We start from the raw sequence: 12,350 nt of genomic DNA on the forward strand, positions 1-12,350 counted from the left end.
TCAGTTCCTGCGGATATGATCCAGATTGATCGGAAAACGCTCTATTGCGTTGCGATCCACCACAGATTGCCAGCCGGATCGCGAAAGCCGCCGCGCAGATCGTCGTCCGCCGCTTTCCGAACCGGCGCCTGCACCGCTTCCGCGCCGGAAGTGATCGCCCGATCGTACACGGCTTGCGCATCGGGGACGTACACATGGATATGAACCTCCGCCGACAGATAGTCGGTTGCGCCGCCGCCGATCATCACGACGCTGTCGTCGATCCGCAGTTCGGCATGCATCAGCGATCCGTCGGGCCGATCGTAGCGGCGGAGGACGGTAGCCTCGAACACCGCTGTCAGGAACGCCATCACCGGTTCCGGCGATCGGCAGATCAGATAGGGGCTGAGGGACGGATAGCTTGCCGGTTTCCAGTCGCCCATATCCGCTCCGCTGCCCAGCGTTCAGGTCCGGGCCGCGATACTAGCCGAAAGTCTGCTGGGCCGGAAGCGTAACCGCGCCTTTACCGCCCCCGCCAGATCTTCAGCGCCGAGTCGTCCGCCGCGCCGCCGGTGCCCGCCTCGCAGCGGCGATAGCGGAAGCGCGTGTCCAGGCAGAGCCACAGCTCGTCCAGCCAGCCTTCGCGCGTCGTCGTCACCCGGATCGCGCCGACCGGTATCGCCCGGTTCTTCGCCGCGAAGGCGCGCTTGAAATCGCCCACAGTGCCGTCGCCGCGCGACAGGGCGTCCATGTCCGGATAGCGGATCGCCTGGTACAGGTTGGTGGCGCGCCGGAAATAGGCCTCCGGCGTCGTCTGCATGCAGGTGCCGTGCTTGGCCCATTCGTGCTGGATCAGCTGTTCGGACGGCGTGGCGCACATCGTCTTGCGGATCAGCGCGGGCGGCAGAATGTCGGTGCGTTTGCAATATTGCGGCCAGCTCTTGCCCCGCCCGTCCGGCCACAGCCCGTGCAGCGTGAAGCCGAAGCGGTTGCCGCTGCCGCACTGGAAGGCGCGCCCTGGCTCGTCGCCATGCGCGCGGCAATAGCCGGGGGACCAGGTGAGCGCGAGCGTGTAGCTGCCGATCGGCATCAGCCGTCGCGGTTCGCGCGCGCTCGGCAGGTCCGGTCGCGGCCGTTCGACCCTGTTCGGCACCACGCACATCTGCGCCTGCGCCAATGCCGCGCCCGGCAGCAATGCCGCAACGATGCCCAGCGCAACCACCATCGCCTTCATGCCGTCGCCCTCCCTCACAATGTCGCGAAATCGAGTCCGATATCGGCAGCCGGCGCCGACTGGGTCAGCCGCCCGACGCTGATATAGGTGACGCCGGTTTCCGCGATCGCGCGGATCGTGTCGAGATTCACGCCGCCCGATGCCTCGGTCGGCACCCGGCCGGCGACCAGCGCCACCGCCTCGCGCAGCATCGGCGGCCCCATATTGTCGAGCAGCAGATGCGTCGCGCCGGCATGCAGCGCCGGTGCGATCTGGTCGATCCGGTCCACCTCCACGATGATCCGCTCGACTCCCGCGGCCACTGCCCGCGCCACCGCCGTCTCCACCGAACCGGCGACGGCGACATGGTTGTCCTTGATCATCGCCGCATCCCACAGGCCCATGCGGTGGTTGGTCGCCCCGCCCATGCGCGTCGCATATTTCTCCAGCACCCGCAGCCCCGGCAGGGTCTTGCGGGTATCGAGCAGCGTCGCGCCGGTGCCGGCAATGGCATCGACATAGCGGCGGGTCAGCGTGGCGATGCCGCTCAGATGCTGCACCGTGTTCAGCGCCGATCGCTCGGCCGTCAGCAGCGCGCGGGCGAGCCCCTGCAGCCGCAGCAGCTCGGTGCCCGGCGCCACCGAATCGCCGTCTGCCACCAGCCGTTCGATGCGCGCATCGGGATCGAGCGCCCGGAAGAACGCCTCGGCCAGGCCCAGGCCCGCGACGGTGATCGGATCGCGGCTGTCCATCACCCCGGCGAAGCGCGCATCGGCGGGGATCACGGCGGCGCAGGTGACGTCGCCGCCTTCGCCCAGATCCTCGGCAAGGGTCGCGCGGACGAACTGGTCGCAATCGAAACGGGGAAGGGCGAAAGACATGGCCACGGCTGTAAAAGCCGGCGCCGCCCGCGTCTATCCGAATGGCACCAGTTCGGGCCGTCCGTCCAGATAGCAGGCGGCGGGATTGGCGAAGCGGAAGCCGCCGGCGGCGAGCCGGATCAGAATCTGACGGGTGTGGAGCAGCGCGGTGCGCGCATCCGCCAGCCGCTGAGCATCGGTGATCGCCGAATCGGCCAGCATCACGCCTCGCTTGCGCCGCACCAGAAAGCCCGATTCGACCATCGCCGCCACCCGGCGGTGCGCGGTCGACGGCGGCAGGCCCAGCGCCCGCGCGATCGCGCCGGTCGATACCGGCCGGCGCAGCGCTTCGGGCGGCACCGGGCTGAATTCGGCATAGGCGATCGATGTCGCGCGATCTTCCATTATCGGGCGGCAATTGGCGCACAGAATGGCATTCGCCATCACCATGTCGGTCCAGCTTTGGTAGCGATGGGCGCTGAATTCGACGCCGGTCAGCAGAATGTCGTGCGCGGCAGCCAGCCCTGACCGCCAGTCATAGGGGCGGTGCGCGCGTGTTTCCGGAAGGGCGAATCCGAACGCGGCCAGGTCTTCGGCCAGCCGCACCAGCGCATCATGGCTGCTACGGAACAGCGCGGCGATCTCCGGCCGCGCCTGCACCGCTTCGGGCACGGTAACGCCCGCGGGGCCGCGCGTGCAGAGCCCCCGGTCGCATAGCGCGTGGATGTGCCGCCGCATCGTTTCGAACGGGCGGGCGAGCGATGCGGCAAGCGCGTTGATGCTGATCGCCTGCGACGCCCGGCGCTCGGCCAGCGCATGGCCCGGCGACGGCATGTCGCTGATCCGCGCGACCACCATGAACACGATCGCGCGATCCAGATCGCCGTCCAGCGCCCGCGCACCGGCGGTGATCATCGAAACCTGCAGTTCTGCGATCAGCCGCGCCATCAGCCCCGCCCGCGGAAGCTGCGGCGGCGCGCCGTTCCAGGAAGCGGCGGACGGGGGAGTGTCCTGCATCAGCGTTCACGGCCCAGAGCGTATCGAGACCTTGGCCGCGCCGCCTCTTGCCGGGGGTCGTGCCAAGGTTTGCATATCGTTTCTACTGCGCATCGAGCCGCGCGTCGACGCCCCCTGGGTTTGCCCGGAGGCTGGGGCACTCCCCCAGCATGCGTCAGGCGGGCAGCGGCCCCAGATCGCCCTTGCCGACGGTGCCGGCGGCCATGTCCAGCATCCGGTCCAGGCTCCGCTTGGCGCGCAGGCGCAGCCCTTCCTCGATCTCGATGCGCGGCGTCAGGTCGCGAAGCGCCAGATACAGCTTCTCCATCGTGTTCAGCGCCATATATGGGCAGATGTTGCAGTTGCAGTTGCCGTCCGCGCCGGGGGCGCCGATGAAGGTCTTCTCCGGCATCGCCTTCTGCATCTGGTGGATGATGTGCGGCTCGGTCGCGACGATCAGCGTATCACCGGGCATCGCCTTGGAGAAATCCAGGATTCCCTTGGTCGATCCGACATAATCGGCATGGTCCAGGATGAAGGGCGGGCATTCGGGGTGCGCGGCGATCGGCGCGCCGGGGTGCTCGGCTTGGAGCTTCAGCAGCTCGGTCTCGCTGAACGCTTCGTGGACGATGCACACGCCCGGCCACAGCAGCAGCTCGCGCCCGGTCTTGCGCTGCAGATAGCCGCCCAGGTTGCGATCGGGGCCGAAGATGATCTTCTGATCGGCCGGGATCTGCGACAGGATCTTCTCGGCCGACGAACTGGTGACGATCACGTCGCTCAGCGCCTTCACCTCGGTCGAGCAGTTGATATAGGTCAGCGCGATGTGATCGGGATGCTTGGCCCGGAAGGCGGCGAACTGGTCGGGCGGGCAGCTGTCTTCCAGGCTGCAGCCGGCGTCCATGTCCGGCAGCACCACGATCTTGTCGGGCGACAGGATCTTGGCGGTCTCCGCCATGAAGCGCACGCCGCAGAATGCGATCACGTCCGCGTCGGTTTCCGCCGCCTTTCGGCTCAGGTCCAGGCTGTCGCCGACGAAATCGGCCAGGTCCTGCAGCTCCGGCTTCTGATAGTAATGGGCCAGGATCACGGCATTGCGTTCCTTGCGCAGCCGCTCGATCTCGGCGCGCAGGTCCAGGCCCGTCAGGCTGCCGCCAATGCCGTTACGCGCGTCCATGCATCCAAACTCCCATTGCGTTGCGGGCGCACATGGCCCGGCTGGTCCCTGCGATCAAGGGCGGCGCGTCCAGGGGCTCGCGTCGGGCGCGCGGTGGTGTAGTATTCGACTGCAACGGATCATCTGGAGAGTAGCGCATGCCCCCCTCAAGCCCTTGGACGCACCACCGCCGCGACGGGATCGCCGACGATATCGATTTCGAGATCAAGGGGCAGGAGCTTCAGTTCGTCGAGATCGAGCTCGATCCGGGCGAAAGCGCCGTCGCCGAAGCTGGCGCGATGGTGTGGAAGGATGCCGCAATCGGCATGACGACGGTGTTCGGCGACGGCAGCGGTGGGCAGGGCGGCGGCTTCATGGACAAGCTGCTCGGCGCCGGCAAGCGCCTCGTCACCGGCGAGAGCCTGTTCACCACCGTGTTCACCCATAATGGCCACGGCAAGGCGCGCGTCGCTTTCGCCTCGCCCACGCCGGGCGCGATCCTGCCGCTGCGACTGTCCGATTATGGCGGCACGCTGATCTGCCAGAAGGATGCGTTCCTCGCCGCGGCCAAGGGCGTGTCGATCGGCATCGCCTTCCAGCGCCGCGTGATGACCGGGCTGTTCGGCGGCGAAGGCTTCATCATGCAGCGGCTGGACGGCGATGGCTGGGTGTTCGTGCAGATGGGCGGCACCGTGGTGGAGCGCGAACTGGCGCCCGGCGAGGAACTGCATGTCGATACCGGCTGCGTTGCCGCACTGACGCCCTCGATCGATTTCGATCTCGTCTCGGTGGGGGGCGTGCGCAGCATGTTCTTCGGCGGCGAGGGCGTGTTCTTCGCCCGCCTGCGCGGGCCTGGCAAGGTGTGGATCCAGTCGCTGCCCTTCGCGCGGCTCGCCGGGCGGATGGCGGCGGCGGCGATGGGCGGTGGCCCCAGCCGTGGCGAAGGATCGGTGCTCGGCGGCCTGGGCGACTTGATCGGTGGCAATCGCTGAGCGTTCGGGGGCTGCGCGCGGCACGCCGGTGCTTGCCACCGCGCGGCTGCGCCTGCGGCCGCGCGAGGTGCGGGATGCCGAGGCGCTGTTCCCCAGTCTGGCCGACGCCGAGCTGATGCACTGGTGGAGCCACGCGCCTCACCGGGATGTCGCCCAAACCCGCACCAGCTTTGCCCGCACCGATCCGGACTGGCGCGTCTGGGCGATCACGTTGGCGGAATCCGACGAAGCGATCGGCTATGTCGCGGTGGGCGAGAAGCGGCAGCGCAACGTCAGCGAACTGGGCTATCTGCTCGCCCGGGTCCATTGGGGGAAGGGGATCGCCGAAGAGGCGCTGACCGCCGTGATCGAGCAGCTGTTCGCTGAGGGCCAGCGGCGGGTTTTTGCGGACACCGATCCGGACAATGTGTATTCGCGCCGGCTGCTCGAACGGCTGGGCTTCCGGCTGGAAGGGGTGCTGCGCGCCGAATGGGAAACCCATATCGGCATCCGCGACACCACGCTCTACGGGCTGTTGAAGGAAGATTGGACATGCCGACCCCGCCCCGCCTGAACGACCCCGCCGAACGCGCCGCCTACAAGGCCGAGCTGAAGCAGATCGCGCGGCCGCTGCGGATGGGCGCGGTGTGGCTGGCGGTGCTCGGCGCGCTGCTTGCGGCGCTCAGGGCCAAGGTTTGGCCGATGCCGGTCGCGGTACCGGCGGCGGTGCTGGCCCTCGCCTTCTTCCTGATGGTGCTCGGCATCACCGTGCGGGTGAAATACCACCAGCGGCGGATGCGGGGGGACCTGTAGGCCGCCGCTGCCGGTGGGGCGGCAGTCGCGCAGCAGCGTTTAGGTCCCCGGATTGGCGGAAGGGCGCGCCGCGACATTGTCTGGCGTCAGATCCAGCCAAACCAAGCGCGCATTGGTGTTCTGGGTACGTACGCGGCTGCTGGCGGTTGGCATAGTCGACCAGTCCCGCACGAACGAGAAGCGCTCGACACGATAACTCACCGCCTCGCCGCTAGCCGGCACGAACGGTGCGTAGCGGCGACGCGGGATGGTGTCCGTCACCTGCTTTACCCACCGCTCGTCGATGCCATCCGTCCGGCGGAGAATCTCATACCCTTCAACCTTGCCCTGCCGCGTCACGGCAATGCGCACGTCCATCCAGTCAGGTTCGATCTTCGCGCCGCTTCCTCCCATCCTGCTCTTGCCATGCTTGTTCAGGATCACCGGCGGCGCATAAAGCAGGAACGGACGATCAAACTGCTGTGGGTCGATGTTTGCGATTGCCGCGTCCAGCGCCGATTCGTCCCGTTCGCCACCGGTATCCCGAGCCCGAAGTATCACCGCTGCCACTCGGAACTTCGCCATGTCCGGCCCCTCGACCGACTCCAGCTTGGTCAGCGCGGCGCGATAGCGCTGCCGATACTCGGGGTTGAAGCTTGCAAGTGCGTTGAGCAGGGCCGCGCGCCGGAGCAGCGCATAGGCGGCAACTTGGGGCAGGCCGGCGCGTTCGGCCTGGCGTTCGACATCCTCGTAGATGTCATAGGCGGCGCGATGGCGGCCCGCTTGCGAGAAACTCTCCGCCAGCGAGGTGCGCTGCAAGAAAACTCTGCGATCTTGTTTGTCCAACCCGGCCTTCAGGCTGTCCAGGGCGTCGATCTGCACGATTCGGCTGACGGCGGGCTGGCCGTTCATTTCGATGAGCCTGCCATAGGCGCGTTGCAGGTCGGAGACGTCGACCGGCAGATCCTGCCGATGGCGCTTGTTGCGATGTACCGAATTCCTCAGCGTTGCGCGGGCGCCATCGAAGTCGCCGGCGATATACTGACTCTCCGCATGCGCCAGCGACGCATCGATATCCTGCTTCGGGTCGCACCCTCGCGCAATGCAGGCCTCAAGCTGCTCGCGGGTCTGTTCCAGCGAGGTTCCTGTTACGACGATTTCCGGGTCTTTCGAGGCATCTTGCGCATGCACCGCCGGTGCAAGAACGAACGCAAACATCAGGGTGGGCAGACGCATACGACTTCTCCCATCAGCAGGCTCATCAACGATGGCCCGCGTTGAAATCTAGAGAATTTCTGCCCTCATGTCCTGCATTTTATTGTTACTATGAGGGTGCAGGAGCAACGGCGACCGCAACTGGGTGTGGACCATCGCCGCTTCAAGCGCGTTCTTGCTCCGTTTTCAGGCGTCGATCACCTCATCGTCGAGCCGAGCCGCATTTTCTTGGATGAAGGCGAAGCGGTGGGCCGGATTATTGCCCATCAGCCGGTCGACCAAGTCCTTCACCCCCGCACGCTCCTCATATTCCTGCGGCAGCGTCACGCGCAGCATGCCGCGCGTCTTGGGATCCATGGTGGTTTCCTTGAGCTGGTTCGGGTTCATCTCGCCCAGGCCCTTGAACCGGCTGACTTCCACCTTCTTGCCCTTGAACGCCGTCTTCTCGATCTCGATCCGGTGCGCGTCGTCGCGGGCGTAGAGGCTCTTCGAGCCCACGGTCAGGCGGTATAGCGGCGGCTGGGCCAAGTAGAGATGCCCCTTGCGCACCAGGTCCGGCATTTCCTGGAAGAAGAAGGTCATCAGCAGCGTCGCGATATGCGCGCCGTCGACGTCCGCGTCGGTCATGATGATGATGCGTTCGTAGCGCAGATGGGCGGCGTCGCAGTCCTTGCGGGTGCCGCAGCCCAGCGCCTGGATCAGGTCGGCGATCTCCTGGTTCGCCAGGATCTTGGCCGAGGTCGCGCTGGCGACGTTGAGGATCTTGCCGCGGATCGGCAGGATCGCCTGGGTCTTGCGGTCGCGTGCCTGCTTGGCCGAGCCGCCCGCCGAATCGCCCTCGACGATGAACAACTCGGTGCCTTCGGGGCTGTCGGCCGAACAGTCGGTCAGCTTGCCGGGCAGGCGCAGCTTGCGGCCGCTCGTCGCCGACTTGCGCTTGACCTCGCGCTCCTGCTTCCGGCGCAGGCGATCGTCCATCCGCTCCAGCACATAGCCGAGCAGCGCCTTGCCGCGCTCCATATTGTCGGTGAGATAATGGTCGAAATGGTCGCGGACCGCCTTTTCGACGAGCGCGGTCGCCTCGGGGCTGGTCAGCCGGTCCTTGGTCTGGCTCTGGAACTGCGGCTCGCGGATGAACACCGAGAGCATGACCTCGGAGCCGGTCACCACGTCGTCGGGGTTGAGGTCCTTGGCCTTCTTGTTGCCGACCAGGTCGGCGAAGCTGCGCAGGCTCCGCACCAGCGCCTGGCGTAGGCCCTGCTCGTGGGTGCCGCCGTCTGGCGTCGGGATGGTGTTGCAGTACCAGCTATAGCTGCCGTCGCTCCACAGCGGCCAGGCGACTGCCCATTCGACGCGGCCCTGCGAATCGGGAAATTCCTGGGTGCCCGCGAAGAAATCCGCGGTGGCGCATTCGCGGCTGCCGACCTGTTCCTTCAGGTGATCGGCAAGGCCGCCGGGGAACTGGAACACCGCTTCCGCCGGCGTGTCGTCGGTGATCAGCGACGGGTCGCACTTCCAGCGGATCTCGACGCCGGCGAACAGATAGGCCTTGGAGCGGGCGAGCTTGTACAGCCGCGCAGGCTTGAACAGCATCTCGCCGAAGATCTCGGGATCGGGGGTGAAGGCAACGCTGGTGCCGCGCCGGTTGGGCGTGCCGCCGATCTTCTCCAGCGGTCCCAGCGTCTGGCCCTGGCTGAAGCGCTGGCGATAGAGCTGCTTGTCCCGCGCCACCTCGACCACCGTGTCCACCGACAGCGCGTTGACCACCGAGATGCCGACGCCGTGCAGGCCGCCCGAGGTGGCATAGGCTTTGCCCGAAAACTTGCCACCCGAGTGGAGCATCGAGAGAATCACCTCGAGCGCCGACTTGTCCGGAAAGCGCGGGTGGGGATCGACCGGCATGCCGCGGCCATTGTCGACGATGGTGATGCGGTTGGGCGCGGCGAGCGTCACCTCGATGCGGTTGGCGTGCCCGGCGACCGCCTCGTCCATCGCATTGTCGAGGATTTCGGCGGCGAGATGGTGGAGCGCGCGCTCGTCGGTGCCGCCGATATACATGCCCGGCCGGCGCCGCACCGGCTCCAGGCCTTCGAGCACCTCGATCGACGAGGCGTCATAGGTGCCGGCGGGGACGGAGGGCGCAGCGAAGAGGTCTTCGGACATGCGGAACGTATAGGGGGTGCGGGCCACACCGCGCAAGGCGGCCTCGGTGCGCGCCATGTTGAGCGGCTGCCTCGATTTCTGTGAACGCGTCTTTGCGTTTCACCTGCGCATCGTTGCAGCTTCATATGCGCAGGCCTGGCGATGCGGTGCACCATGGCGCCGCCGCCACCAAAAGGGAGTTTCCAAATGCTTCGTTCCACCCGGAGCGGCGCGGCGATGGCCGCGTTGCTTAGCGGCGCCGTGCTGCCCGCCGCCGCGCTTGCCCAGACCGAGACCCAGGTTTCGAGCCGCATGTCCACCGGTGCCGCGCCGGTCAGCGCCCAGGCCGATACCCCGATCCAGGCCGAAACCGGCGCCGCGCCGGTGCTCACGCGCGACAACGGCGCGCCAGTGGGCGAGAATCGCCATTCCAAGGCGGCAGGCGATCTCGGCCCGGTGCTGCTCGAGGATTCGCACCTGATCGAGAAGCTGGCCCGCTTCGATCGTGAGCGCACGCCCGAGCGCGTCGTCCATGCTCGCGGCACCGGCGCGCACGGCGTGTTCCGCGCCACCGCCGACATCACTGATCTGACCAAGGCCTCGCTGTTCCAGCCGGGCAAGGAAACCCCGGTGTTCGTGCGCTTTTCCAGCGTGATCCACGGCAAGGACAGCCCGGAATGGCTGCGCGATCCGCGCGGCTTCGCGACGAAATTCTATACCGAACAGGGCAACTGGGATCTGGTGGGCAACAATCTGCCGATCTTCTTCATCCGCGATGCGATGCAGTTCCCGGATATGGTGCATTCGCTGAAGCCCGATCCCGTCACCAACCGTCAGGATCCCAATCGCTTCTTCGATTTCTTCTCGGCCACGCCCGAATCGACCAACATGCTCACCCAGCTCTATTCGAACCTGGGCACCCCGGCCTCGTACCGCACGATGGACGGCAACGGCGTCCACGCCTTCAAGCTGGTGAATGCGAAGGGCGAGACGGTGTTCGCCAAGTTCCGCTGGATCAGCCGCCAGGGCGTTCGCAACCTCACCGCCGCCCAAGCGGGCGCGCAGGCGTTCGATTATCACACCCACGATCTCTACAACGAGATCGCCAAGGGCAATTACCCGAGCTGGGATCTGATGGTGCAGGTGATGCGTGCCGACGATTTCGCCAAGCTCGACTACAACCCGTTCGACGATACCAAGGAATGGCTGGGCGTGCCCTTCCGCAAGATCGGCGAGATGACGCTGAACAAGGTGCCGGACAATTTCTTTGAATGGACCGAACAGTCCGCCTTCGCGCCATCGAACATGGTGCCGGGGATCGAGGCGTCGCCCGATCGCATGCTGCAGGGCCGCCTGTTCAGCTATGCCGATACCCAGCGCTACCGGATCGGCGCCAACGCACTGGCGCTGCCGGTGAACCGCCCGCGCGTGACGGTGGTGAACAACAGCCAGGACGGGCAGCTCAACGCCTCGGGCCGCAGTGCGCGGGTCAACTATTTCCCGGCGGCGCTGGCACCCAAGACCACTCCGGCCGAAGCCGGCGCCTCCACCTATGCCATCGATGCCACGGTCGCGGCCCGGCCGATCGCGAAGACCAACAATTTCGCCCAGGCCGGGCTGTTCTATCGCGCGTTGCCGGCGGCGGAGAAGGCAGACCTGATCAAGAACCTGTCGGGTGATCTTGGCAAGGTCGTTTCGCCGCGCACGCGCACGATCATGGTCAGCTATTTCTACCAGGCCGACAAGGACTATGGCAGCCGGCTCGCCAAGGCGGTGAACGTGCCGATGGCGGAGGTGGAAAAGGCCGTCGCGGAATATCGGGCGGCGCACCCTGAACAGTCCGCCGCCAACTGAGGTCCCCCCGGAGACCCGGGTCGGCACGAGCCGGCCCGGGCTTTCGCGTACCCGGAGGAAGCAATGCCTATCTTTTCACTTCTCCTGGTCGGCGTCGCATTGTTCGCGTCGCCGATCGTCGCGGCCCAGACTGCTGCCCCCGATCTGCCCTCGCCCGAACGCCGGCAGACGCTGTTGTTCGAAGCCGCTCGCGCCGGCCGCGCCGATCTGGTGCCGGCGCTGGTGCAGATGGGCGCAGACCCCAATGCCCGCGATTCGCGCGGTTTCACCCCCGTGATCCTCGCTGCCTATAACGGCCAGGCGGCAGCGCTGGAGGCGCTGATCGCGGCCGGTGCCGATCCGTGCCTCGCCGATGGCGGGCAGGGCAACACCGCGCAGATGGGCGTAGCCTTCAAGGGGGACGACGCGATCGCCGCGCGGCTGCTCAAGGCCGGCTGCGACGTCAATGCCCGCAACAAGGCGGGGCAGACCGCGCTGATGATGGCCGCGCTGTTCGGGCGCGCTGCGCAGGTGGACCTGCTGCTCGCGGCCGGCGCCGATCCGGCCTTGGCCGATGCCACCGGCCGCACCGCCGCCGGTGTCGCCGCCGCCCAGGGCAACACGGCGCTCGCGGCCCGGCTCGAACACCGCTGAATTCGGCGATCCGGATACAGAAAAGGGCCCGTTCCGGTGGGAACGGGCCCTTTTCCATGGGCGTGTGGTTGTGGTGCGGATCAGCGCGCGCGGGGCGTGCCGCCGAACGGCATGGCCGGGGGCGTGCGGCGATCGCGGCGGGGCAGCTGTGCCTGATAGGCGTGGCCGCAATGCTCGACGCAATAGGGGAAGCCCGGGTTCACCTTGTCGCCACAAAAGTGGAAGTCCGGCTCGCCGGGATGGCCGAGCGGCCATTTGCAGATCTTGTCGTTCAGGTCGAGCAGCGTCGCCTTGCCGGCGATCGCGTCGCTGGGTTTGGCGGGCACCAGCCGGCGCGGCGGTGCCGGTGTGCTCGGCGGTGCCTGCTCGCCGGGATTCTGGCGGATGAAGCCGCCGGGGCCGACCGAGCGGAGCACCGGCTGCGGCGTCCGCGGCGTCTCGGCATCGGTAGCGGGGGCGGCTGCAGCCGGGGCGGGCGGCGCGGTGGGCGCCGGTGCCGCCGGGCGGGGGGCCGGGGCGGGCGCTTCGGCCTGGACGCG

Annotated in this window: 13 protein-coding genes; 5 read left to right on the forward strand and 8 right to left on the reverse strand. The window is 67.3% G+C overall.

The features are described 5' to 3' along the window. Positions 1-41 precede the first annotated feature (41 nt). The 5 genes from B215_RS0113650 to nadA all read right to left on the reverse strand — a co-directional run bounded on the left by B215_RS0113650 (position 42) and on the right by nadA (position 4,225). Positions 42-422, reverse strand: coding sequence for a VOC family protein (locus B215_RS0113650; RefSeq protein ID WP_019370204.1), 381 nt, complete (start codon positions 420-422; stop codon positions 42-44). A gap of 80 nt (positions 423-502) precedes the next feature. Next, entirely contained in the window at positions 503-1,213 is a 711-nt protein-coding gene (locus B215_RS0113655) for a ribonuclease T2 family protein (protein ID WP_019370205.1), read from the reverse strand. A 14-nt stretch (positions 1,214-1,227) separates the two neighbouring features. After that, positions 1,228-2,073: a carboxylating nicotinate-nucleotide diphosphorylase gene (gene nadC, locus B215_RS0113660; RefSeq protein ID WP_019370206.1), complete on the reverse strand. Its 846-nt coding sequence runs from the start codon at positions 2,071-2,073 to the stop codon at positions 1,228-1,230. A 33-nt stretch (positions 2,074-2,106) separates the two neighbouring features. Further along, the gene (locus B215_RS0113665) at positions 2,107-3,069 is read right to left on the reverse strand and encodes a helix-turn-helix domain-containing protein (RefSeq protein WP_037513773.1); all 963 of its coding nucleotides are present in this window, start codon (positions 3,067-3,069) and stop codon (positions 2,107-2,109) included. A 154-nt stretch (positions 3,070-3,223) separates the two neighbouring features. Further along, positions 3,224-4,225 carry a quinolinate synthase NadA gene (gene nadA / locus B215_RS0113670; RefSeq protein ID WP_019370208.1) on the reverse strand — a complete coding sequence of 334 codons (1,002 nt, stop codon included), beginning with the start codon at positions 4,223-4,225 and terminating at the stop codon, positions 3,224-3,226. A 137-nt stretch (positions 4,226-4,362) separates the two neighbouring features. Between nadA and B215_RS0113675 the strand changes: the two genes are divergently transcribed. The 3 genes from B215_RS0113675 to B215_RS0113685 are packed head-to-tail and all read left to right on the forward strand — an operon-like array spanning position 4,363 to position 5,988. Next, positions 4,363-5,196, forward strand: coding sequence for a TIGR00266 family protein (locus tag B215_RS0113675; protein WP_019370209.1), 834 nt, complete (start codon positions 4,363-4,365; stop codon positions 5,194-5,196). After that, a complete protein-coding gene (locus B215_RS0113680; protein ID WP_019370210.1) occupies positions 5,183-5,749 on the forward strand; it encodes a GNAT family N-acetyltransferase in 567 nt (188 codons plus the stop codon). Before B215_RS0113675 ends, B215_RS0113680 begins: the two co-directional genes overlap by 14 nt. Then, on the forward strand, positions 5,728-5,988 hold the full coding sequence (locus tag B215_RS0113685; protein ID WP_019370211.1) for a hypothetical protein: 261 nt from the start codon (positions 5,728-5,730) through the stop codon (positions 5,986-5,988). Before B215_RS0113680 ends, B215_RS0113685 begins: the two co-directional genes overlap by 22 nt. Before the next feature lie 39 nt (positions 5,989-6,027). Here B215_RS0113685 and B215_RS0113690 read toward each other — a convergent pair whose 3' ends face one another. After that, positions 6,028-7,203, reverse strand: coding sequence for a hypothetical protein (locus tag B215_RS0113690; RefSeq protein WP_019370212.1), 1,176 nt, complete (start codon positions 7,201-7,203; stop codon positions 6,028-6,030). 165 nt (positions 7,204-7,368) lie between these two features. Further along, entirely contained in the window at positions 7,369-9,345 is a 1,977-nt protein-coding gene (gene parE, locus B215_RS0113695) for a DNA topoisomerase IV subunit B (RefSeq protein WP_026009249.1), read from the reverse strand. A gap of 186 nt (positions 9,346-9,531) precedes the next feature. On the opposite strand from parE, the gene B215_RS0113700 reads away from it, so the two are divergent. After that, positions 9,532-11,178, forward strand: coding sequence for a catalase (locus B215_RS0113700; protein WP_037513774.1), 1,647 nt, complete (start codon positions 9,532-9,534; stop codon positions 11,176-11,178). A gap of 63 nt (positions 11,179-11,241) precedes the next feature. After that, positions 11,242-11,811, forward strand: a complete 570-nt coding sequence (locus B215_RS0113705; RefSeq protein WP_019370215.1) for an ankyrin repeat domain-containing protein — start codon at positions 11,242-11,244, stop codon at positions 11,809-11,811. Between the two features lie 80 nt (positions 11,812-11,891). Here B215_RS0113705 and B215_RS0113710 read toward each other — a convergent pair. Beyond that, a partial coding sequence (locus B215_RS0113710; RefSeq protein ID WP_019370216.1) for a GcrA family cell cycle regulator occupies positions 11,892-12,350 on the reverse strand: 459 nt, incomplete at its 5' end.

Source organism: Sphingomonas sp. ATCC 31555 (assembly GCF_000282895.1).
Lineage (GTDB): Bacteria > Pseudomonadota > Alphaproteobacteria > Sphingomonadales > Sphingomonadaceae > Sphingomonas.